At 69.7% G+C, this 20,004-nt stretch carries 23 protein-coding genes and 2 pseudogenes; 13 read left to right on the forward strand and 12 right to left on the reverse strand.

The window, feature by feature from the left end:
- Together A5680_RS18425 and A5680_RS18430 are read left to right on the forward strand one after the other, a co-directional pair.
- A partial coding sequence (locus tag A5680_RS18425; RefSeq protein ID WP_197499810.1) for a helicase C-terminal domain-containing protein occupies positions 1–716 on the forward strand: 716 nt, incomplete at its 5' end.
- Positions 717–731: 15 nt separating this feature from the next.
- Positions 732–1,952 carry a hypothetical protein gene (locus A5680_RS18430; protein WP_067821902.1) on the forward strand — a complete coding sequence of 407 codons (1,221 nt, stop codon included), beginning with the start codon at positions 732–734 and terminating at the stop codon, positions 1,950–1,952.
- Between the two features lie 79 nt (positions 1,953–2,031).
- On the opposite strand, the gene A5680_RS18435 is transcribed toward A5680_RS18430, so the two are convergent.
- The gene (locus tag A5680_RS18435; RefSeq protein WP_055399154.1) at positions 2,032–2,832 is read right to left on the reverse strand and encodes a ParA family protein; all 801 of its coding nucleotides are present in this window, start codon (positions 2,830–2,832) and stop codon (positions 2,032–2,034) included.
- A 110-nt stretch (positions 2,833–2,942) separates the two neighbouring features.
- Between A5680_RS18435 and A5680_RS18440 the strand changes: the two genes are divergently transcribed.
- The 3 genes from A5680_RS18440 to A5680_RS18450 are packed head-to-tail and all read left to right on the forward strand — an operon-like array spanning position 2,943 to position 5,121.
- Positions 2,943–3,554, forward strand: coding sequence for an acid phosphatase (locus tag A5680_RS18440; protein ID WP_055399021.1), 612 nt, complete (start codon positions 2,943–2,945; stop codon positions 3,552–3,554).
- Positions 3,551–4,648: an isochorismate synthase MenF gene (locus A5680_RS18445; RefSeq protein WP_067821904.1), complete on the forward strand. Its 1,098-nt coding sequence runs from the start codon at positions 3,551–3,553 to the stop codon at positions 4,646–4,648. The genes A5680_RS18440 and A5680_RS18445 overlap by 4 nt, the downstream gene beginning before the upstream one ends.
- Positions 4,645–5,121: a GNAT family N-acetyltransferase gene (locus A5680_RS18450; RefSeq protein ID WP_067821912.1), complete on the forward strand. Its 477-nt coding sequence runs from the start codon at positions 4,645–4,647 to the stop codon at positions 5,119–5,121. Before A5680_RS18445 ends, A5680_RS18450 begins: the two co-directional genes overlap by 4 nt.
- Here the strand turns inward: A5680_RS18450 and A5680_RS18455 are convergent.
- On the reverse strand, positions 5,073–5,546 hold the full coding sequence (locus tag A5680_RS18455) for a hypothetical protein (RefSeq protein WP_067821924.1): 474 nt from the start codon (positions 5,544–5,546) through the stop codon (positions 5,073–5,075). The two genes, A5680_RS18450 and A5680_RS18455, sit on opposite strands and share 49 nt — an antisense overlap.
- Before the next feature lie 70 nt (positions 5,547–5,616).
- Here A5680_RS18455 and A5680_RS18460 point away from each other — a divergent pair, with 70 nt between their 5' ends.
- Both A5680_RS18460 and whiB1 read left to right on the forward strand, forming a co-directional pair.
- Positions 5,617–6,588 (forward strand): diacylglycerol kinase family protein, encoded by a 972-nt coding sequence (locus A5680_RS18460; RefSeq protein ID WP_067821914.1) that lies wholly within the window; start codon positions 5,617–5,619, stop codon positions 6,586–6,588.
- A 280-nt stretch (positions 6,589–6,868) separates the two neighbouring features.
- Positions 6,869–7,123 carry a transcriptional regulator WhiB1 gene (gene whiB1, locus A5680_RS18465; RefSeq protein ID WP_007168139.1) on the forward strand — a complete coding sequence of 85 codons (255 nt, stop codon included), beginning with the start codon at positions 6,869–6,871 and terminating at the stop codon, positions 7,121–7,123.
- A 59-nt stretch (positions 7,124–7,182) separates the two neighbouring features.
- Here whiB1 and A5680_RS18470 read toward each other — a convergent pair whose 3' ends face one another.
- Together A5680_RS18470 and A5680_RS18475 are read right to left on the reverse strand one after the other, a co-directional pair.
- A complete protein-coding gene (locus A5680_RS18470) occupies positions 7,183–8,682 on the reverse strand; it encodes a sensor histidine kinase (RefSeq protein ID WP_055399029.1) in 1,500 nt (499 codons plus the stop codon).
- Positions 8,683–8,740: 58 nt separating this feature from the next.
- Positions 8,741–8,956: a biotin/lipoyl-binding carrier protein gene (locus A5680_RS18475; RefSeq protein WP_044512934.1), complete on the reverse strand. Its 216-nt coding sequence runs from the start codon at positions 8,954–8,956 to the stop codon at positions 8,741–8,743.
- Between the two features lie 184 nt (positions 8,957–9,140).
- Between A5680_RS18475 and A5680_RS26585 the strand changes: the two genes are divergently transcribed.
- Positions 9,141–9,215 carry a 50S ribosomal protein bL37 gene (locus A5680_RS26585; RefSeq protein WP_011728008.1) on the forward strand — a complete coding sequence of 25 codons (75 nt, stop codon included), beginning with the start codon at positions 9,141–9,143 and terminating at the stop codon, positions 9,213–9,215.
- Positions 9,216–9,221: 6 nt separating this feature from the next.
- Here the strand turns inward: A5680_RS26585 and rsrA are convergent, their stop codons facing one another.
- A complete protein-coding gene (rsrA, locus tag A5680_RS18480; RefSeq protein ID WP_055399031.1) occupies positions 9,222–9,524 on the reverse strand; it encodes a mycothiol system anti-sigma-R factor in 303 nt (100 codons plus the stop codon).
- A complete protein-coding gene (locus A5680_RS18485) occupies positions 9,521–10,168 on the reverse strand; it encodes a sigma-70 family RNA polymerase sigma factor (protein ID WP_055399033.1) in 648 nt (215 codons plus the stop codon). The genes rsrA and A5680_RS18485 overlap by 4 nt, the downstream gene beginning before the upstream one ends.
- Positions 10,169–10,469: 301 nt before the next feature.
- Here A5680_RS18485 and A5680_RS18490 point away from each other — a divergent pair, with 301 nt between their 5' ends.
- Positions 10,470–11,318, forward strand: coding sequence for an NAD(P)-dependent oxidoreductase (locus A5680_RS18490; RefSeq protein WP_055399035.1), 849 nt, complete (start codon positions 10,470–10,472; stop codon positions 11,316–11,318).
- Positions 11,319–11,381: 63 nt separating this feature from the next.
- On the forward strand, positions 11,382–11,819 hold the full coding sequence (locus tag A5680_RS18495; RefSeq protein WP_231965012.1) for a YbaK/EbsC family protein: 438 nt from the start codon (positions 11,382–11,384) through the stop codon (positions 11,817–11,819).
- Here A5680_RS18495 and A5680_RS18500 read toward each other — a convergent pair.
- Genes A5680_RS18500 through A5680_RS18510 form a run of 3 tightly spaced genes read right to left on the reverse strand, consistent with a single transcriptional unit; the run spans position 11,816 to position 15,876 of the window.
- Positions 11,816–12,670: an alpha/beta fold hydrolase gene (locus A5680_RS18500; RefSeq protein ID WP_055399039.1), complete on the reverse strand. Its 855-nt coding sequence runs from the start codon at positions 12,668–12,670 to the stop codon at positions 11,816–11,818. The genes A5680_RS18495 and A5680_RS18500 overlap by 4 nt on opposite strands.
- Positions 12,671–14,362: an alpha/beta hydrolase gene (locus A5680_RS18505; RefSeq protein WP_067821917.1), complete on the reverse strand. Its 1,692-nt coding sequence runs from the start codon at positions 14,360–14,362 to the stop codon at positions 12,671–12,673.
- 2 nt (positions 14,363–14,364) lie between these two features.
- Entirely contained in the window at positions 14,365–15,876 is a 1,512-nt protein-coding gene (locus tag A5680_RS18510; RefSeq protein WP_067821919.1) for a long-chain fatty acid--CoA ligase, read from the reverse strand.
- A gap of 142 nt (positions 15,877–16,018) precedes the next feature.
- Here A5680_RS18510 and A5680_RS18515 point away from each other — a divergent pair, with 142 nt between their 5' ends.
- Positions 16,019–17,245 (forward strand): CdaR family transcriptional regulator, encoded by a 1,227-nt coding sequence (locus tag A5680_RS18515; RefSeq protein ID WP_067821921.1) that lies wholly within the window; start codon positions 16,019–16,021, stop codon positions 17,243–17,245.
- Positions 17,246–17,256: 11 nt separating this feature from the next.
- Here A5680_RS18515 and A5680_RS18520 read toward each other — a convergent pair whose 3' ends face one another.
- Positions 17,257–17,829 carry an HdeD family acid-resistance protein gene (locus A5680_RS18520; protein ID WP_055399044.1) on the reverse strand — a complete coding sequence of 191 codons (573 nt, stop codon included), beginning with the start codon at positions 17,827–17,829 and terminating at the stop codon, positions 17,257–17,259.
- A 124-nt stretch (positions 17,830–17,953) separates the two neighbouring features.
- Here A5680_RS18520 and A5680_RS18525 point away from each other — a divergent pair, with 124 nt between their 5' ends.
- Complete coding sequence (locus A5680_RS18525; protein ID WP_055399162.1) at positions 17,954–18,202, forward strand: hypothetical protein; 249 nt, start codon at positions 17,954–17,956, stop codon at positions 18,200–18,202.
- Here the strand turns inward: A5680_RS18525 and A5680_RS18530 are convergent.
- Positions 18,199–18,960: an SOS response-associated peptidase gene (locus A5680_RS18530; RefSeq protein ID WP_055399046.1), complete on the reverse strand. Its 762-nt coding sequence runs from the start codon at positions 18,958–18,960 to the stop codon at positions 18,199–18,201. The two genes, A5680_RS18525 and A5680_RS18530, sit on opposite strands and share 4 nt — an antisense overlap.
- Positions 18,961–19,004: 44 nt before the next feature.
- Here A5680_RS18530 and A5680_RS18535 point away from each other — a divergent pair.
- A pseudogene (locus A5680_RS18535) lies at positions 19,005–19,820 on the forward strand (3-phosphoshikimate 1-carboxyvinyltransferase); the annotation flags it as partial.
- 54 nt (positions 19,821–19,874) lie between these two features.
- On the opposite strand, the pseudogene A5680_RS26590 reads toward A5680_RS18535, so the two are convergent.
- Positions 19,875–19,991, reverse strand: a pseudogene (locus A5680_RS26590) (hypothetical protein); the annotation flags it as partial.
- Positions 19,992–20,004: the final 13 nt, after the last annotated feature.

Genomic DNA, 20,004 nt, shown 5'->3' on the forward strand with positions numbered 1-20,004 from the left:
GCCGCGGCGCGACGATGATCTTCACCCGCACCAAGCGCACCGCGCAAAAGGTCGCCGACGAACTGGCCGAGCGCGGCTTCAAGGTCGGTGCGGTGCACGGCGACCTGGGGCAGATCGCCCGCGAGAAGGCGCTCAAGGCCTTCCGCAGCGGCGACATCGACGTGCTGGTCGCCACCGACGTGGCCGCGCGCGGCATCGACATCGACGACATCACCCACGTCATCAACTACCAGATTCCCGAGGACGAACAGGCCTACGTGCATCGCATCGGTCGGACCGGCCGCGCCGGAAAAACCGGTATCGCGGTCACCCTGGTGGACTGGGACGAGCTGCCCCGGTGGTCGATGATCGACAAGGCGCTGGGCCTGGAGAACCCCGAGCCCGCCGAGACCTACTCGAATTCGCCGCACCTCTACGAAGAGATGGGCATCCCCGCCGAGGCGCGCGGCAGCATCGGCACACCGAAGAAGCCGCAGGGCCAGCGCCGCACGAGCGAGCGTGACGGCCAGAAGGCCGAGCGGTCCGGCCGCGCCCGCTCGGGCGCACCGCGCCGCCGCACCCGCGGCGGCCAGCCGGTTTCCGGACATCCCGACGGGAACGCCGCGGCGGGCGGTTCCAACGGCGAAGCCGCGGCGGAGGGGTCCGGCAACTCCGGAAACGGCCGGCGTCGCCGTCGTCGCCGCAAGCCCGCCGAAGCCGGCGCGCCCGCCAACTGAGCCGCGCACCCACGGATGGTCAGACCCGAGCGCCGGACCAGGGGCGACGTCCTGGCCGCCGTGGCGATCGCGGTCGTGGTGGCCGCCGTCGCCGCGTTGATCTGGTGGACCAGCGACGCCCGGGCCACCATCAGCCGGCCCGCCGCCGTTCCCGCGCCCAACCCGACCCCGGCCCGGCAGGTGCCGACCACGCTCAAAGAGCTGTGGACCGCGGCCAGCCCGGCCACCACCGCACCCGTGACGGTGGGCGGGACCGTCGTCACCGGCGACGGCCACCGGGTCGACGGGCGGGACCCCGGCTCGGGCAAGTCCCTGTGGAGCTATGAGCGGGACGGCGGCCTGTGCGGGGTGTCCTGGATCTACCACTACGCGGTCGCCGTCTATTCCGACGACCGCGGGTGTGGGCAGGTGAGCACGCTCGACGGCGCAACGGGGCGTCGCGGGCCCGCCCGCAGCGGCTACGCCGACCAGCACGTCCAGCTGTCCTCCGACGGCACGACGGTGCTGTCGGCCGGCGACACCCGCCTGGAGCTGTGGCGCTCGGACATGGTCCGGATGGTGGCCTACGGCGAGACCGACGCACGGGTGAAGCCCTCGGCACGCGGTCTGCACTCCGGCTGCAAGCTGGTCTCGGCGGCCGCCAGCTCGTCGGCGGTGTCGGTGCTGGAGGCCTGCGTGAACCAGGCCGACCTGCGGCTGGTGCTGCTGCGGCCGGGCAAGGATGACGACGAGCCCCAGCAGCGGGTGGTGGCGGAACCCGGGATCGCGGCGGACTCCGGCGCGCGGGTGCTCACCGTGTGGGAGAACAACACCGCGGTTTACCTGCCCTCGCCGCGGCCCCGGGTGGACGTGGTCGACGAGACCGGCACCACCGTGTCGAGCACCCTGCTACCCAAGCCGCCGTCGAGCCCAGGGGCGGTCTCGCACGCGGGCAGCCTGATCACCTGGTGGACCGGCGATTCCGTGCTGGCGTTCGACACCGGCAATCTGACGTTGCGCTACACCATCGCCGCCGGCGACACGACCGTGCCGCTGGGGCCGGGCGCGATGATGGCGGGCCGCCTGCTGGTGCCGGTCACGGGCGCGATCGGCGTCTACGACCCGCTCAGCGGCGCCCCCGAGCGCTACCTCACCGTGAACCGGGCGCCGAGCCCGCCGGGGCGCGCGGTCGTTCCGGCCGTCGCGGGATCCCGGGTGTTCGAGCAGCGCGGCGACACCGTGGTGGCCCTGGGCTGATATCGCGTCGGCCGAGCAGACGCAAAATCGCATGAAAGCGCCTGTCGGCGTGCGAGTTTGCGGCTGCTCGCCCCAACCGCTAGACCTCGACGGCGAACGTCGGCAGGGGCTTGCCGGTCTTCCAGTGCTTGAGCAACGCCTTCGCCAACTCGCCGTAGGCCGACGCGCCCTTGTTCTTGCGCCCGGCCATCACCGACGAACCCGAGGCGCTGGCCTCGGCGAACCGCACGGTGCGCGGGATCGGCGGGGCCAGCACCGGCATGTTGTAGCGGTCGGCGACGTCGGCCAGCACGTCGCGGGTGTGCGTGGTCCGCGAGTCGTACAGCGTCGGCAACGCGCCGAGCAACCGCAGGTCGGGGTTGGTGATCTGCTGGACGTCGGCGACCGTGCGCAGGAACTGGCCAACGCCCCGGTGGGCGAGCGTCTCGCACTGCAGCGGCACGATCACCTCGTCAGCGGCGGTCAACCCGTTGAGGGTGAGCACCCCCAGCGACGGCGGGCAGTCGATGATGACCACGTCGAAGTCGTCGGCGACCTTGGCCAGCGCACGCTTGAGCGCGTATTCGCGGCCGGCGCGCATCAGCAGCATCGCCTCGGCGCCCGCCAGGTCGATGTTGGCCGGCAGCAGCGTCATGCCCTCGATCGTGGTGACCAGCGCCGCATTGGGCTCGACCTCGCCCAGCAGCACCTCGTGCACCGACACCGGGAGTTTGTCGGGATCCTGGCCGAGCGAAAACGTCAGGCAGCCCTGCGGATCCAGGTCCACCAACAGCACCCGGTTTCCCTCGTCCACCATCGCCGCGCCCAGCGAGGCAACGGTCGTCGTCTTGGCGACGCCGCCCTTCTGGTTGGCCACGGCCAATACCCGGGTCTTAGTCACCAGCGCCCGCCCCTCCTTGTTGCCACGGTCACAGTGCCCATCCTGGCATGTTCGATCGCCGCGTGCTGCGGCCGACGGGCCCGGCATGTCGTCCGGCAGAATCGGTCGATATGGGCCTGCACAATCACCGATTGGTATTGCTCCGCCACGGCGAGACCGAGTGGTCGAAATCCGGCCAGCACACGGGCCGCACCGACCTGGAGCTCACGGACACCGGCCGCGTCCAGGCCGAGCTCGCCGGCCGCGTCCTGCGCGAACTCAACCTCACCGATCCGCTGGTGGTCAGCAGCCCGCGCATCCGCGCGCTGACGACGGCCAAGTTGGCCGGGCTCGACGTCGACGAGGTCTCTCCCCTGCTGGCCGAATGGGATTACGGCGCATACGAGGGCCTGACCACCCCGCAGATCCACGAATCGGATCCCGATTGGCTGGTGTGGACGCACGGCTGCCCCGGCGGCGAGAGCGTGGCGCAGGTCAGCGACCGCGCAGATCGGGCCGTCGCGTTCGCGCTGGAGCACATGAGCGACCGGGATGTGGTGTTCGTCGGGCACAGTCACTTCTCCCGCTCGGTCATCACGCGCTGGGTGGAGCTGCCGCTGGTTGAAGGCAGCCGGTTTTGGATGCTGGCCGGCTCCATCGCGGTGTGCGGTTTCGAGCACGGGGTGCGCCAACTCGCCGCGCTCGGGTTGACCAGCCAGCCGCAGGCCATCAAACCGGGGTGAGCATCCAGCCGCCGTTCGCACTGTGCGGACCGAACCAGACCCTGGTCGCCGAGGGCGTGCGGGAGCGTTACCGCGACGTGGCGGCCGCCCAGGACGCGCTGCGTTCTGGATCTGCGCCAATAGTGTTGGGCGCGTTGCCGTTTGACGTGGATCGCCCCGCGGCGCTGCTGACACCCGACACCGTGCGCCGCACCGCCGCGCCGCCGGACTGGCCGACCGGGCCGCTGCCGTCGGTGCGGATCGCCGCCGCCGACCCGTCGCCGGCCGACTACCGCCGCCGCATCAGCCGGGCCCGCGACCAGCTCGTCGCGCCCGACGGCCCGCTGAGCAAGGTGGTGCTGTCCCGCGCGCTACGGCTGGTCGCCGACGCTCCCCTGGACGCCCGCGTCATCCTGCGCCGGCTCGTCGCGGCGGACCCGGCCGCCTACGGCTACCTGGTGGACCTGACCGCCGCCGGCGGCGACTACGCCGGCGCGGCGCTGGTCGGCGCCAGCCCGGAGCTGCTGGTGGCGCGGTCCCCGGACCGCGTCACCTGCCGGCCGTTCGCCGGGTCGGCCCCGCGCGCCGCCGACCCGCAAGCCGACGCCGCCAGCGGCGCCGCACTGGCTCATTCGGCCAAGGACCGCCACGAGCATCAGCTGGTCATCGAGACCATTCGGGCCGCCCTGGAGCCGCTGTGCGACGAGCTCACGGTCGCCGCCGAGCCGGAACTGAGCCGCACCGCGGCGGTGTGGCACCTGTGCACACCGATCAGCGGCCGGCTCCGCGACATATCAACCACCGCAATCGATTTGGCCCTGGCGCTGCACCCGACCCCGGCGGTCGGCGGGGTGCCGACCAAGGCCGCCCTCGAGCTCATCGCCGAGCTGGAGGGCGACCGCGGCTTCTACGCGGGGGCGGTGGGCTGGTGCGACGCCCGGGGCGACGGCCGCTGGGTGGTGTCCATCCGCTGCGCGCAGCTGTCGGCGGACCGCCGCACCGCGCTCGCCCGCTCCGGCGGCGGCATCGTCGCCGAATCCGACCCCGACGAGGAAGTCGCGGAAACCACAATCAAATTCGCCACAATTCTCAACGCATTGGACGTCGAGCAATGACCATTCGCCGCGCCAGGCCCGACGACGCCGCCGCGATCGCCGAAATGATTCACGCGCTGGCCGAATTCGAACGCGCCGCGAATCAATGCACGGTCACCGAAAAACAAATTGCCGCAGCGCTTTTCGGTGCGACGCCGACGTTGTTCGGGCACGTCGCGGAGGTCGACGGGGAGATCGGCGCGATGGCGCTGTGGTTCCTCAACTTCTCCACCTGGGACGGCGTGGCGGGCGTCTACCTCGAAGACCTGTTCGTGCGCCCGGGATTTCGCCGCCGCGGCCTGGCCCGCGCCCTGCTGGCCACGCTGGCGGCCGAATGCCTCCAAAACGGCTACACGCGGTTGTCCTGGGCGGTGCTCAATTGGAACGCCGACGCCATCGCGCTGTATGACGGCGTCGGTGGCGAACCGCAGCGGGAGTGGACCACCTACCGGTTGTCGGGCCCGCGGTTGGCCGAGCTGGCGGAGTCGCCCTGATCGCCGCCGGCGGCCCAGCGCAGGCCCGCGGGGCTGAAGAGCAGGCCCAGCACGACCAGCGCCGCGATTCCCGCGGGAATCCCGAAGCCGGGCCGGTGCGAATCGACGGTCAGGTACCAGGCCACCGGCCCCAACAGCAGCTGGGTGATCACGGCCAGCCCACGCCCCCAGCGCTTTCCGCGCAGGAGCGCGCGACCGGCGGCCAGTACCACCGCGCCGATCAGGACGAAGAAGACCGCCGTTCCCTGGGCGTACCACCCGCTCGCCGGGGAGCCGTTGACCACGTGCTGGTCGGACCCGGCGATGCCGCGCACCACCAGCACCGCCGCCATGACCAGGGCGGCCGCTCCCTGCGCCAGCACCAGGACCCCGGCGCCGCGCACGGCGGCCGGGGCGGAGCCGTGGTTGTCGCGGAAGACTGTCACCCGCGTCAGCGTAGTCACGCGCGCGGGCTCCACAGCCGGGTCTTACCGACCCCGCATAAGCTCGTGCTTCATGCGCGCCGTGCTGATCGTGAACCCCACAGCCACCTCCACCACGCCGGCCGGTCGCGACCTGCTGGCGCACGCGCTCAAGAGCCGCCTGCAGCTCACCGTCGAACACACGAACCACCGCGGTCACGGCACCGAGCTGGCGGAGAAGGCGGTCGCCGACGGTGTCGACCTGGTGGTGGTGCACGGCGGCGACGGCACCGTGAGCGGGGTGGTCAACGGCCTGCTCGGCCGTCCGGGCGCGACGTCGGAGCCCACCGGCCCGGTGCCGGCGGTAGCGGTGGTTCCCGGCGGTTCGGCGAACGTGCTGGCGCGGTCGCTGGGGATCTCGCGCGACCCGGTGGCCGCCACCAACCAGCTCATTCAGCTGCTCGACGACTACCGCCGCCACCACACCTGGCGCCGCATCGGGCTGATCGACTGCGGTGAGCGGTGGGCCGTGTTCAACACCGGGATGGGCGTCGACGCGGAGGTCGTGGCCGCGGTCGAGGCCGAACGGGACAAAGGCGGCAAGGTCACCGCCTGGCGCTACATTCGCGCGGCGGTGCCGGCGGTGTGGGGCTACACCCGCCGCGAGCCCATGCTGACCCTCGAACTGCCCGGCCGCGAACCCATCACGGGGGTGAGCTTCGCGTTCGTCTCGAACTCCAGCCCCTGGACATTCGCCAACGAACGGCCGGTATGGACCAACCCCGGCTGCACCTTCGAATCGGGGCTCGGGGTGTTCGCGCCCCTGAGCATGAAAACGATCCCCACCCTGCGCATCGTGCGCCAGATGTTCGCCAAGCACCCCAAGTTCGCGTTCGACCACCTGATCACCGACGACGACGTGCCCTGCCTGCGGGTCACCTCGACCGGCGGCCCGGTCGCCTGCCAGTTCGACGGGGATTACCTCGGCGTGCGCGAAACCATGACGTTCCGGTCGGTCCCGGACGCACTGGCCGTCGTCGCACCCCCGCGCAAAAGCACCGTCTGACCTGCGCAAACGAAGCGGCCCCGGGCCAGGCGGCGAAGACGTTTCCCGAGATCGGCCAGTCAGTGTAGTACAACGGAGTAATGGCCCGGCTACCGAACGATCGAAGTGAGATAGCCCACGAGCTAACGCACGCTATTGACATCTGTTGGGCCTGTGAAACGATCGAAAGGTTGCATGCAGAAATTTAGATAGGGGTACGGACCCTTTTCTTGTGCACGCGTTAACAGCCGAAGAAATTGGCCGTGCGCCTTGCTGCGCACTCAGTGAGGAGTAACTACTTATGGATTGGCGCCACAAGGCGGTCTGTCGCGACGAGGACCCGGAGCTGTTCTTCCCGGTAGGGAACAGCGGCCCGGCGCTCGCGCAGATCGCTGACGCGAAACTGGTCTGCAATCGGTGCCCGGTGACTACGGACTGCCTGTCGTGGGCCCTGAACACCGGTCAGGACTCGGGCGTCTGGGGCGGCATGAGCGAAGACGAGCGGCGCGCACTCAAGCGTCGCAACGCCCGGACGAAGGCCCGTAGCGGAGTCTGACTCGGTTAGACCCAACAGTGCGGCCTCGACGAAAGTCGGGGCCGCGCTGTTGTGTGCGCCTATAAAACCAGCCGGGCCCGCCGGCCGATCGGCACCCGCAACACCACATCCGTGCCGCGGGCCGGGGCCTGCCGCATCCCCAGCGTGCCGTCGAGTTCCGCCGACACCAGCGTCCGCACGATCTGCAGGCCGAGGCTGTCGGACGTCTCCAGGCTGAAGCCTTCCGGCAGCCCGCGGCCGTCGTCGTGGACCACCACGTCGAGCCAGCGCGCCGAACGCTCGGCCCGAATGGTCACCGAGCCCTCTTCGGAGGACGGGTCGAAAGCGTGCTCGATGGCGTTCTGCACCAATTCGGTGATCACCATGATCAGGGCCGTAGCCCGGTCGGAGTCCAGCACGCCCAGGTCGCCCACCCGGTTGATCCGGATCGGCCGGTCCACCGACGCCACGTCGTTCATGATCGGCAGGATCCGGTCGATGACCTCGTCGAGGTTGACCTGCTCGTCCACCGACATCGACAGCGCGTCGTGCACCAAGGCGATGGACGAGACCCGGCGCACCGACTCGATCAGGGCCTCGCGCCCCTCGGCGTTGACCGTCCGCCGGGCCTGCAGGCGCAGCAGCGCCGCCACGGTCTGCAGGTTGTTCTTCACCCGGTGGTGGATTTCGCGGATCGTGGCGTCCTTGGAGATCAGGGCGCGGTCGCGGCGCTTGACCTCGGTCACGTCGCGGATGAGCACCGCCGCCCCGGCGCTGGCGCCGTCGACCACCAGCGGCAGCGTCCGCAGCAGCACCGTGGCGCCGCCGGCGTCGACCTCCATGCGCATGCTGCGCCCGCCGGCCAGCAGGTCGAGGACGTGCTCGGCCAGCTCCTGCGCCTCGAACGGGTCGGAGACCAGCGGGCGGGTCACCTTGACCAGGTTGCGGCCCTCCAGCTCGGTGGTCAGGCCCATCCGGTGGTAGGCCGACACGGCGTTGGGGCTGGCGTAGGCGACGACGCCGTTGACGTCCAGGCGGATGAAGCCATCGCCGGCCCGGGGGGTGGAGCGCGACATGACCACGTCCCCCACGTCGGGGAACGTGCCCTCGGCGAGCATGTGGACGAGATCGCCGGCGCAGTCGCGGTACGCCGTTTCCAGCTGGCCGGACGCGCGGTCGGCGGCGACGGCGGTCTGGTGCCGGGTGAGCACGGCCACCACCTGGCCGCCGTACCGCACCGGGGAGGCCTCGACGTGCGGGCCGGGCAGCCACGAATCCCGTTGTGCCGCATCGTGATCCCGCTGCGCCGTGCCCGAGTCGAAGGTTCCGGCGACGAGCGGCAACCGGTCGGCGGCGACCACGCTGCCCACCGAGTCGGTCAGCAGCACGGTGGGCGCGGTGTTGGGCCGGCACTGCGCCACGCACACCAACGTGCCGTCGTCGCGGCGAACCCACATCAGATAGTCGGCGAACGACAGGTCGGCCAGCAGCTGCCACTCGCCCACCACCGCGTGCAGGTGGTCCACGGCGTTGCCCGGCAGCACGGTGTGTTCGGCAAGCAGATCACCGAGAGTCGACATCACTCACTCCCCGGGCCATCCCCCGGCTGGACAAGAAGGCTTCAAGATCTTTCACGGGCTAGCTGATCACGGCAATCAGGTCGCCGGCCTGGATGACATCGCCCACCGAGACGCTCACCTTGCTGACGGTGCCGTCGACCTCTGCCAGGACGGGAATCTCCATCTTCATCGACTCCAGCAGCACCACGACGTCGCCTTTGCCGATCTGGTCACCCTCGTTGACTACGACTTCGAGCACGCTGGCCACGATCTCGGCGCGCACATCCTCGGCCATCTTCACCCCACTCGTTTCGGCCATCGCGCAGGCTGGCTGCTGGTCCATCAAGCTTCCGTCAGGCTCGGGTATATCGAACCACAGGCCCCCGCCGCACCGCGGCGCACGGGCCCCGACAGGCCGTGCGAGAATGTGAGGCAAGCTAACGGGCGCCGGACGCCCGCAATCAACGGAGGATTCCAACATGGCCAAACGGGGCCGGAAGAAGCGCGACCGCAAGCACAGCAAGGCCAACCACGGCAAGCGGCCCAACGCCTGAGGATCGCTACTGCGATTCCCGGATGATGGTGGTCCGGCGGATTTCCAGGCGTAGCCGCTCGCGCAGGCCCTCGGGGGCCTTCTCGCCCTTGCATTTGGTGGCGATCAGCGCCTTGATCCGCTCCTCGAGGCCGTAGTGCTTGAAGCAGCCGGGGCACGCCTCGAGGTGCCGGCGCAGCTGGTCGCGGGATTCGGGTGTGCATTCGCCGTCGAGCAGGAGCCAGACCTGGCGGATCACCTCGGCGCAGCCGACGGCGCCGTGGGCGTCGTCGTTGGGGCACGTGTCGCTGGAGCCGGAGAACTCGCTCATGACGACACCTCCTCGTGCGCCTGCTGGCCGCGGTTGAAGCCCCGCTCCTTGGCCACGTCAGCTAACAGCGAACGCAGTTGACGCCGGCCGCGGTGCAGCCGTGACATTACCGTCCCGATGGGCGTATCCATGATCTCGGCGATTTCCTTGTACGGAAAACCCTCGACATCGGCGTAGTAGACGGCCATCCGGAACTCTTCCGGCAACGCCTGCAACGCTTCCTTGATCTCGTTGTCGGGCAGCGCCTCGAGTGCCTCCACCTCGGCCGAACGCAATCCGGTGGACGAGTGCTCGGCGTTGGACGCCAGCTGCCAGTCGGTGATCTCCTCGGTCGGGTACTCCGCCGGTTGCCGCTGCCGCTTGCGGTAGCTGTTGATGTAGGTGTTGGTCAGGATCCGGTACAGCCACGCCTTGAGGTTGGTGCCGGCCCTGAACGAGCGGAAGCCGGCGTAGGCCTTCACCATCGTCTCTTGCAGCAGGTCCTCGGCGTCGGCGGGATTGCGGGTCATGCGCAGCGCACCGCCGTAGAGCTGGTCAAGCAGGGGAATCGCGTCGCGCTCGAAGCGCGCCATCAGCTCCGCGTCCGTCTCCTGCGCCGCGGGATCGGGCAGCTCCGCTGCGGTGGCGCCGTCGATGTCGGCCATGTCGAGTACCCCGGTCCCTTCTGCTGCGGTGTCACCGGGCAGCGCTGAAAGCGCCACCGGGCTCGCAAAGCAAGCCAACTGCTCGGCACCCATTGGACGGTCCAACAGGCTCGTCGCCGCTGACACCAAACCGCTCCTCCCAATCTAGAGGCTGCCACCGACACTGTCCGCCCGGGTGCGCCCGCATGACTTTTGAGACCGACAGTGTCAACAGCGGGGGCCGACGTGCTATTTCCCGGCGCCATTCTGGGCCGCCTGTCCCCCGATCGGGCCGCCGGCGGCCGGGCGTTACTGTGACGCCATGTCTCTGCAAGGCAAAACCATGTTCATCTCCGGCGCCAGCCGTGGCATCGGCCTGGCGATCGCGAAACGCGCCGCCCAAGACGGCGCCAACATCGCCCTGATCGCCAAGACCGCCGAGCCGCACCCGAAGCTGCCGGGCACGGTCTACACCGCCGCCAAGGAGCTCGAGGAGGCCGGCGGGCAGGCGCTGCCGATCGTCGGGGACGTCCGCGATCCGGAGTCCGTCGAATCCGCGGTGGCCAAGGCCGTCGAGCAGTTCGGCGGCATCGACATCTGCGTCAACAACGCGTCGGCGATCAACCTGGGGTCCATCACCGAGGTGCCGATGAAGCGGTTCGACCTGATGAACGGCATCCAGGTGCGCGGTACGTACGCGGTGTCGCAGGCCTGCATCCCGCACCTGAAGGCCGCGGACAATCCGCACATCCTGACGCTGTCGCCGCCGGTGTTGCTCGGCAAGGAGTGGCTGAAGCCGACCGCCTACATGATGGCCAAGTTCGGTATGACGCTGTGCGCGCTGGGGATCGCCGAGGAGATGCGCGACGCCGGCATCGCGTCGAACACGTTGTGGCCGCGCACGCTGGTGGCCACCGCCGCGGTGCAGAACCTGCTCGGCGGTGACGAGGCGATGGGTCGCGCCCGCAAGCCCGAGGTGTACTCCGACGCGGCCTACGTCATCCTCAACAAGCCCGCCCGCGAGTACACCGGCAACATGCTGCTGTGTGAGGACGTGCTGCTGGAGTCCGGCGTTTCCGACCTGTCGGTGTACAACTGCGTGCCGGGCGGGCAGCTGGGCGTCGACTTCTGGGTCGACGGGGTCAACCCGCCGGGGTACTCGGGCCCCTAGTCGGGCCGAGCCCTGACGCCCCACGCCGCGACGCCCGCGCTGGCGGCGCTGGCGAAAGCCGGTGTGCCGCACGAGGTCGTCGCCTTCGACCATGATCGCCGCGAACGCTCGTTCGGCGCGGAGGCGGTCCACGCGCTGACCGACCGCGGCATCGCGCCGGAGCAGATCTTCAAGACGCTGGTGATCACGGTGCCGGGCGGGCTCGCCGTCGCGATATTGCCGGTGCCGCACCGGCTTTCACTGAAGGCGGCCGCCGCGGCGCTCGGGGTGGCCAAGGCCGGCATGGCCGAGCCCGCCGCCGCCGAGCGGGCCACCGGCTACGTGGTGGGCGCGGTGTCGCCGTTCGGGCAACGCAGGACCCTGCCGACCGTGCTGGACGCGGGCGCCCTCGCCTGGGATCGGGTGTACTGCAGTGCGGGCCGGCGCGGCTGGGACGTCGGCGTTTCGCCGCAGGACCTGATCCGGTTGACGAATGCGGTCACCGCGGACATCCGCGCCTAGGCCCGCTCGCCCGCCTCGCTCAGAAAGCCCTCGATCACGGGGGCGAGTTCGGTCGCGTTGTGCACGATGTCGATGTGACCGCCCGAATGCAGGTGCAGCATCGCATGGGGCAGCAACCGGTGCAGGATGTGGGCGTTGGCCACCGGGATGATCGGGTCATCGGTGCCCGCGACGATCAGCGTCTCCTGCCGCACCGCGGGCAGCGCGAACAGGCTCGTCCAGACCGCCCCGGCGAGCAGTTGGTGCAGGTAACCCATCTTCGAACCGGCGTGCAGCTGCCGCACGAACAACTTGGCCACGTCTTCCCCGTGAGCGCGGACGGTGCCGCCGTAGAGGTCACCGGCGATCGCCGCGGCGTAGTTGGGATCCGAGAACCGGCGCGGGGTGGCCATTTTCGCCAACACGAACGGGCTGGCGGGCACCATGAGAACGCCGGTGCCCGTCGCCACCAGCACCATGCGCCGGCAGCGGCGCGGATTCTGGAACGCGAACTGCTGCGCCAGCGCGCCGCCCCAGGAGAGCCCGAGGATGTCGACAACGCCCATGTCGAGTTTGGACAGCACCCGCCCCAGGACCCAGGCCAGGTAGGGAAACCCGTACGGCAGCGGCGAGGTCGGCGATCCCCCGGTCCCCGGCACGTCGAACCTCACCACCGTCATCGGCAGCTGCTCGACCAGCGGGTCGAGCACCTCCAGGCTGGCCCCGATGCCGTTGCACAGCACCAGCGGGACGCCCGTTCCCGGGCGGATGTTCACCCGGATTCGCTGCCCGCCGGTGTTGAGGTAGCGCTCCTGGCCCACCGTGCTCGGCTGGACCACCCGCAGGCGCCTCTGCTGTGGGCTACGCTTCATTCACTTCTCCATCACGTAGCCGCCGGGAGCGGGGCCGAGCGGCGGGAGCCCTTTGCCGCCAAGGGCTTTCGGGGCGTTGACCTCCGGGCCGCTGCGCTCGGCGAGCCATTGCACGTAGTCCGGCCACCAGGAGTCGCTGGACTTCTGCGACGATTCGAGCCATTCTTGCGGATCCTCCGCGTCGACCGGACCGGTCCGGTACGAAGCCTTGGGGTTGCCCGGCGGGTTGACCAGCGCCGCGATGTGGCCGCTGGTGGACAGCACGTAGCGGTTGTCCTTGCTGCCGAGCAACCGGGCGCTGCGATAGGTCGCCTGCCAAGGGGAGATGTGGTCGGCCACGCCGCCGACGATATACGCGTCGGCGGTGACCTTGCCGAGGTCGACCGGACTGTTCAGCATCGTCAGCGCGCCCGGGGTGACGAGCGCGTTGCGCACGGCCATCAGCACCATGTCGCGGTGCAACGCGGCCGTCATCCGGGTGGTGTCGGCGTTCCAGAACAGCACGTCGAACGGCGCCGGCTTGCGGCCCTGGACGTAGTTGTTCACCCAGTACCGCCACACCAGGTCGGTGGGCCGCAGCCAGGCGAACATCTCCGCCATGTCGCGGCCGTCCAGGTACCCCTTCCGGCTCGAGACCCGGATCGCCGCGTGGGCCGCGCGGTCGCTCATCACCGCGGCGGCCAGCCCCGCCCGGTTCTCGTCCAGCACGGTGACCGACAGGTTGAGGCCCGCCACCCGGTCACCCTCGCCGATGTCGGCCAGGTGGGCCGCCGTCATCGCGGCCAGAATGCCGCCCGAGCAGGTGGCCAGCAGGTGGGTGCGGTCGGTGCGGGCAATCTTCTGCACGGTGTCCATCGCCTCGATGATCGCCGCGCCGTAGGCGTCGAAGCCCCAATCCCGGTGTCGCTTTTGTGGATTGCGCCAGGAGATGACGAACACCTGCTGGCCCTGCGCGACGAAGTACTCGATCATGCTGCGCCCGGGCGCGATGTCCATGATGTAGTACTTGTTGATCACCGGCGGCACCAACAGCAGCGGCACCTCACGGACCTTCGCGGTTTGCGGGGCGTATTGGATCAGTTCGAACATGGACGTCCGCAGCACGACCGCCCCCTTGGTGAGGGCCAAGGTTTCGCCCACCGCGTAGGCGTCGGGTTCGACCATCGCTGGCACCCGGGGCTTCGAAAGCATGTCCCGCGCAAAGGCTTTCAGGCCTCGCGCCGCGCTCAGCCCGCCGGTGTCGATCATCGCCTTCCACCCCAGCGGGCTGATCAGCGGGTTGTTGCTGGGGGCCAGGCCCTCGACCAGGTTGTCGACGACGAAGCGCATCCTCTCCTGGTCGCGCCAGTCCAGCCCGGCGTCGGCGAGCAGTCCCTCGGCGGTCTCGGCGCCGGCGAGGTAGGCCTGCATGATCCGGCGCAGCACCGGATTCTGCTCCCACGCCGGGTCGGCGAATCGCTTGTCGGCCCGGGCCGGCGCCCGGTGCGAGTTGCCCGCCGCGACGGCGCCGAGCTCGCGGGTGAGCGCCCCGATCCGGCCGGCCACCGCGCCGGGCTGCCTGGCGAGGCTGACGGCGAAGCGGGTCCAGGTGTCGTCGGGCAGCATCCGGCTGGCGAACGGCTTGGTGGCGCTCGTCAAGAGCAGGTCGAGCGGGACGGCGAGCTCTTCGGCTTTGGCGGTTTGGGTGGCCATGGTTATCGCGTGCTTTCTGTTGCGGGAACGGTGATGTCGCGCTTCTGGACCTTGCCGGTCGGTCCCTTGGGCAGCTCGTCGACGAGCCAGACCAGGCGCGGGTATTTGTAGGCGGCGACCCGGGTTTTGACGTAGTCGCGGAGTTCCTCCGGGGTCGCCTCGGCGCCCTCCTTGAGCCCCACGGCGGCGCCGACCTCCTCGCCGAGGTATTCGTTCGGGACGCCGATGACGGCAGCCTCGGCCACCGCCGGGTGCTCGTAGAGCACTTCCTCGATCTCGCGCGGATAGACGTTGTAGCCGCCGCGAATGATCAAGTCCTTTGTGCGGTCGACGACGTAGAAGTACCCGTCTTCGTCGACGCGGCCGACGTCGCCGCTGTTCAGCCAGCCGTCGGACGTGATGGTGGCCTGCGTCGCGTCCGGCAGGTTCCAGTAGCCCCTCATCACGTTGTGGCCGCGGATTTGGATCTCGCCCACCTCGCCCTCGGGAACCTCGCTCCCGGCCGGGTCGACGACCCGCATCTCGACACCCTCGACCGGCGTGCCGATCGAACCCGCCTTGCGCGGCCGCTGCGGGTGGTTGAAGGACGCCACGGCGGTGCTTTCCGACAGCCCGTACCCCTCTAAAACCGCGCAGTCGAATGCCCGCTCGAAGTCCGTGAGGACCTGGACGGGCAGCGCCGCCCCGCCGGAGGCGCAGGCGCGCAAGCTTCGCAGCGCGCCGTTCAGGGCCCTATCCGCCACGCCGAGCAGCGCCGAGTACATCGTCGGCACCCCCTCGAAGATCGTGACAGCGTCACGCTCGATCACCTCGACGGCCTTCACCGGGTCGAAGCGCGGAATGAGCGTCAGCATCGCGCCGGCGCGCACCGACACGTTGAGCCCGCAGGTGAGGCCGAAGACATGGAAGAGGGGCAGGCAGCCCATCACCACGTCATCCGGGCCCAACTCGAGCAGCGTGGTCACGCCGACGTCGGCGTTGTGCCGAAGATTGTCGTGGGTGAGCATGGCGCCCTTGGGTTTTCCGGTGGTGCCGGAGGTGTACACGATGACCGCGACCTCGTGGCCGCCGCGCTCCACCGCGGTCTGTTGCTCCGGCACCTCGGCGATCAACTCCATCAGGCCGGCGTCATCGACCAGCCAGCACCGCGCCCCGACGTGCGCGGCGGCCGCGGTGGCCTCGCCGGCGAAGTCCGGTGTGGCGAACAGCGCGGCGGCGCCGCTGTCCGACAGGCAGTAGGAGATCTCCCGCTCCTTCAGCAGCGGGTTCATCGGGACGGCGATCGCGCCGCGGTACATGATGCCGTAGAACGCGAGTGCGAAGGCCGGTGTGTTGGGCAGCATCACCCCGACCCGATCCCCCGGACGGATCCCGGCCCGTTCCAGCAACGCCGCCACCCGCGCGGCGGCGGCGTGGAATTCGGCGAAGGTGAATGTCAGGTCGTCGTAGCGCAGCGCGATGCGCTCGGGGTGCCGTTGCATCGACGAGACGAGGTTGGCGCTCAAGGTGGTCATGGGACGCTCCGGGAAGTGTTGCAGTGCTTGTTTAAAGCGTGATCCCGTGGCCCTGACGCCACAATGTCCGCGCTAACAACGACCGGGCCCGTTTGGTGTTACCGCCCACATTCGCCCGGGCGCTGGCCTAGGGTTTTCCGGTATGGGTTTGGCATCGAAACCCCGCTCGGCGCAAGGTGGCGCCGGAGTCGACCCGCAGGTGGTCAGGCTGGGCAGGCTGATGCTGGCCCGGGCCCCCGAATTGGGCAAGGCGATGGCCGAGGTGCTGTGCCGTGAGATCGACGCGTATCGCGACGGCGGCCTGGTGACGACGGATCAGGTCGCCGAAAGTTGCTCGGCCAACGTCACTTTCATCTTCCATGCCCTCGCCGGCGACGCCGACGTCGACGTTGCTCCGGCCGAGCGGACCGGCGCGGAGCGCGCCATGGCGGGTGTCCCCCTACCGGCGGTCATGACCGCGTACCGGATCGGTTTCCGGTTCATGTGGGAGCAGACGCTCGCCACCGCCCGGGCCGAGCACATACCCACCGATTCGATCCTGGACGCGACCGCGCGGGTCTTCTTCGCCCAGGAGACGTTCACCGACGCGATGAGCGGCGCGTACCGCCAGCAGCTCACGGCGCAGATGTTTCAGCGCGAGGAAGAGCGGTCCGCTTTGGTCGAAGCGCTCTTGTCGGGCCGGATGACCGGCGCGCACAGCCTCTGGGAGGCGGCCGAGCTACTGCGGCTGCCCACCGGGGGCCCGTACGTCGTCGTGGCCGCGGAACTGCCCGCGATCGGCAGGGCCGGCCTGCCCTCGATCGAGAACAAGCTGTGGGCCCGCGACATCCGCTCGGCGTGGCGGCTGCTGCCCGACCTGCAAGCCGGAATCGTCCACGTTCGCAATCCGGGGCCGTCCGGCACGCTCGGCACCCTCGTTGAGGTGCTCGGGCACACGGCGACGGCCCGGGTGGGGATCAGTCCGGTGTTCCAGGAGCTGACCGAGACCACCGGCGCGCTGCGCTTCGCGCGAATCGCCCTGAGCCAGAAGCGATCGGAGAACTCACTCGTCGCGGTCTTCGACGGCACCCCGCTCGCGGTCGCGGCGGTCAGCGCGCCCGAGGTGATGGGCAAGATCAAGTCGGAGCTGCTGCGGCGGGTGGACGAACTGCCCGCCGAGGAGCGCGCCGTGTTGCTGCAGACCTTCGGCGCCTGGCTGCAGGCGGGCGGCTCCGCTAACGACACCGCGGCCCGAATCTACTGTCACCCCAACACGGTTCGGCACCGGCTGCGCCGGATCGAGGAGTTGACCGGCCGGTCGCTCTCGCGGCCCACGGAGCTCGCGGAACTATGCCTGGCCTTCGAGATTGACCGACAACTTCCTGGCTGAGTGGCGGACCGTCACGCCCGAAGCCGGCTGCGGATCTGCAGCGCGCTGATGACGTCGACGATGCCGATGGCGATCAGCCAGCACCCCGCGACCAGGGTCAACACCGCGAGCGAATCCTGCGGATAGATGATGAGCACCCCGCCGCCGATGATGATGATCAGCCCGGAAATGACCTGCCATCCGCGGCCGGGCAGGTGGTCGAAGGACAGCGCCGCGGCGAGCAGGCTCATCCCACGGAACACCCAGCTGATCCCGATCCACAGTGCCAGCAGCCAGGCCGCCTCGAACCTGTCCCGGAAGCAGAAGAAGCCCAGCACCAACGACACGACGCCGGTCAGGAATGCCAGCACGCGCATCGCGGCACCGGTGTGCGCGCCGAAGGCGGCGAACACGTAACCAATTCCGGAAACCACGAGGTAGATGCCGAACAGCACCCCGGCCACGAACAGGGTCTTGCCGGGCCAGGCCAGGACGATGACACCCAGCGCCACGGCGAGGATGCCGATGAAGAGAACCAGCTGCCATGCGCTACGGGCAAGTTGCTGCAGCGGGCCCTCGAAAACAGCTTTTTCGGTGGTTGTCATGCCAATATGCTCCGCCGTCCCAGAGCAACGGCAACAGGGCCTTTCGGACACAATTCGGTATCGCGTACCTGCATCGGCCGTCACCGCAAAAAGCCCTTGTGATCGCCCGTTTACGCATACCGTTATCGGCATGAAGCGATCAATCAACAGATCTTTCGCTGCCGGTGTGCTCGCGTTCGCCGGCTTGCTGACCGTCGGCGTCGGAACCAGCACCGCCGACACCATCCAAACCGAGGGCAACTACCCGACCCGGGCGGCCTGCCAGGACGCCGGGCCGGGCGTGAAGGCCTCGACGCCGGGCAACTGGAACAACTTCTGGTGCGTCCCGGACCGCAACATCAACGGCAACTGGAAGCTGGTCCTCAGCAACTAAAGCAGTGTGGCCTGTTCGGGCTCCGGGTCGGCCGGCTCGAGCAGCTGCGGCCCGTTGTTGCGCACATTGTTGACCAGCGTGGAGACCTCGCGCATCCGGATGGCGCGCACATCGGGCGGCCGGGTGAGCAGTTCTTCGTCGATCGGGGCGTCCGGGTCCAACCAGCGGTCCCAGTCGCGCTCGGGCATCACCAGCGGCATCCGGTCATGGATCTCGGCCAGCTCGCCGGGCGCGTCGGTGGTGATGATCGTGCAGCTCAGCAGCGGCGAGCCCTCCTTGGCCGGTTTCCACACCGACCACAGCCCCGCCATGAACAGCGGCTCGCCGTCCTCGCGGTACATGAAGAACGGCGTCTTGCGTGATTTCTTGCCGCCGGCCGGTTCGTTGACGCGCCATTCGTAGTAGCCGTCCATCGGGATCAGGCACCGCTTCGACTTGGCGCTGGACCGGAACGCGGGCGAGGTGGTGACCTTGTCGGCGCGGGCGTTGATCAGCATCGGGCCCTTGGTCTCCGGTGCGCCGTCGGAACCGGCCTTGATCCACGGCGGCACCAGACCCCAGCGCATCAGCCGCACCCGGCGGGTGGGGTCGTCGTCGGGGTCGGTGTGGCGGGTCACGACGGTCGCGATGGTCGTCGTCGGGGCCACGTTGTAGTTGGGCGCCCCGGCGTTCTCCGAGGCGCCGGTGGCCTCGTCGATCGCCTTGATCTTCTGGGCCAGCAGCGCCGGATCGGTGGTGACCGCGAACCGTCCGCACATACCTTCCATAGTGGCATTGCCTGCCGACAGGCCATGATGGACCGGTGAGCATGTGGACGGCCCCCGACGCGCCGAAACCGGTGCACGCGACCGTGACCGTTCCGGGCTCGAAGTCGCAGACCAACCGCGCGCTCGTGCTGGCCGCCCTGGCCGCCGCGCAAGGTCATGGCGATCCGACGATCAGCGGGGCGCTGCGCAGCCGGGACACCGACCTGATGATCGGCGCGCTGCGCGTTCTCGGCCTGCGAGTCGAAGGGTCCGGGTCCGAGCTGACGGTCGGTGGCCGGATCGCCCCCGGGCCCGACGCGCGGGTGGATTGCGGCCTGGCCGGCACGGTGCTGCGGTTCGTGCCGCCGCTGGCGGCGCTGGCCGAGGCGGTGGTCGAGTTCGACGGTGACGAACAGGCCCGCGCGCGGCCGATCGCGCCGTTGCTCGACGCCCTGCGCGGCCTCGGCGTGCCGATCGAGGGCGCCGGCCTGCCCTTCCGGGTCCATGGCGGCGGGTCGGTCGCCGGCGGGACCGTGGACATCGACGCCTCGGCGTCCTCGCAATTCGTGTCGGGCCTGCTGCTGTGCGCGCCGTCGTTCACCGAGGGCCTGACCGTGCGGCACACCGGCGCGACGCTGCCGTCGGCGCCGCACATCGCCATGACGGTGGAGATGCTGCGGCAGGCCGGCGTCGACGTCGACGACTCGGTGCCCAACCGCTGGCGCGTGCGGCCCGGCCCGGTCGCGGCCCGGCACTGGGAGGTGGAACCCGACCTGACGAACGCCGTTCCCTTCCTGGCGGCCGCCGTGGTCAGCGGCGGAACGGTGCGCATCACCGGCTGGCCGGAAACCAGCGTGCAGCCCGCCGACCGCGCGCAGGTCGACGTCGAAGCCGTCATACGTCGCGGACCCCTGCACCTCGAGGAACGAATCGCCTTGATTGACAGTGGCATTCAGCTTGCCCAGCACGGTCAGGATGTGGTCGGCGGGCTGCACGCTGGTTTCCGGCCAGCCGGTGATGCGCACCGTTCCGCCGCTGACCACGGCGGCCGCCAGG

This window comes from Mycobacterium sp. E2989 (assembly GCF_001667595.1).
Taxonomy (GTDB): domain Bacteria; phylum Actinomycetota; class Actinomycetes; order Mycobacteriales; family Mycobacteriaceae; genus Mycobacterium.

Coding starts and splice junctions, on each gene's coding strand:
- A5680_RS18430 (WP_067821902.1), top strand. CDS start 732: ATGGTCAGACCCGAGCGCCGGACCAGGGGCGACGTCCTGGCCGCCGTG.
- A5680_RS18440 (WP_055399021.1), top strand. CDS start 2,943: ATGGGCCTGCACAATCACCGATTGGTATTGCTCCGCCACGGCGAGACC.
- A5680_RS18530 (WP_055399046.1), bottom strand. CDS start 18,960: ATGTGCGGACGGTTCGCGGTCACCACCGATCCGGCGCTGCTGGCCCAG.
- A5680_RS18450 (WP_067821912.1), top strand. CDS start 4,645: ATGACCATTCGCCGCGCCAGGCCCGACGACGCCGCCGCGATCGCCGAA.
- rsrA (WP_055399031.1), bottom strand. CDS start 9,524: ATGAGCGAGTTCTCCGGCTCCAGCGACACGTGCCCCAACGACGACGCC.
- A5680_RS18485 (WP_055399033.1), bottom strand. CDS start 10,168: ATGGCCGACATCGACGGCGCCACCGCAGCGGAGCTGCCCGATCCCGCG.
- A5680_RS18470 (WP_055399029.1), bottom strand. CDS start 8,682: ATGTCGACTCTCGGTGATCTGCTTGCCGAACACACCGTGCTGCCGGGC.
- A5680_RS18515 (WP_067821921.1), top strand. CDS start 16,019: ATGGGTTTGGCATCGAAACCCCGCTCGGCGCAAGGTGGCGCCGGAGTC.
- A5680_RS18520 (WP_055399044.1), bottom strand. CDS start 17,829: ATGACAACCACCGAAAAAGCTGTTTTCGAGGGCCCGCTGCAGCAACTT.
- A5680_RS18490 (WP_055399035.1), top strand. CDS start 10,470: ATGTCTCTGCAAGGCAAAACCATGTTCATCTCCGGCGCCAGCCGTGGC.
- A5680_RS18510 (WP_067821919.1), bottom strand. CDS start 15,876: ATGACCACCTTGAGCGCCAACCTCGTCTCGTCGATGCAACGGCACCCC.
- whiB1 (WP_007168139.1), top strand. CDS start 6,869: ATGGATTGGCGCCACAAGGCGGTCTGTCGCGACGAGGACCCGGAGCTG.
- A5680_RS18505 (WP_067821917.1), bottom strand. CDS start 14,362: ATGGCCACCCAAACCGCCAAAGCCGAAGAGCTCGCCGTCCCGCTCGAC.
- A5680_RS18500 (WP_055399039.1), bottom strand. CDS start 12,670: ATGAAGCGTAGCCCACAGCAGAGGCGCCTGCGGGTGGTCCAGCCGAGC.
- A5680_RS18475 (WP_044512934.1), bottom strand. CDS start 8,956: ATGGCCGAGGATGTGCGCGCCGAGATCGTGGCCAGCGTGCTCGAAGTC.
- A5680_RS18460 (WP_067821914.1), top strand. CDS start 5,617: ATGCGCGCCGTGCTGATCGTGAACCCCACAGCCACCTCCACCACGCCG.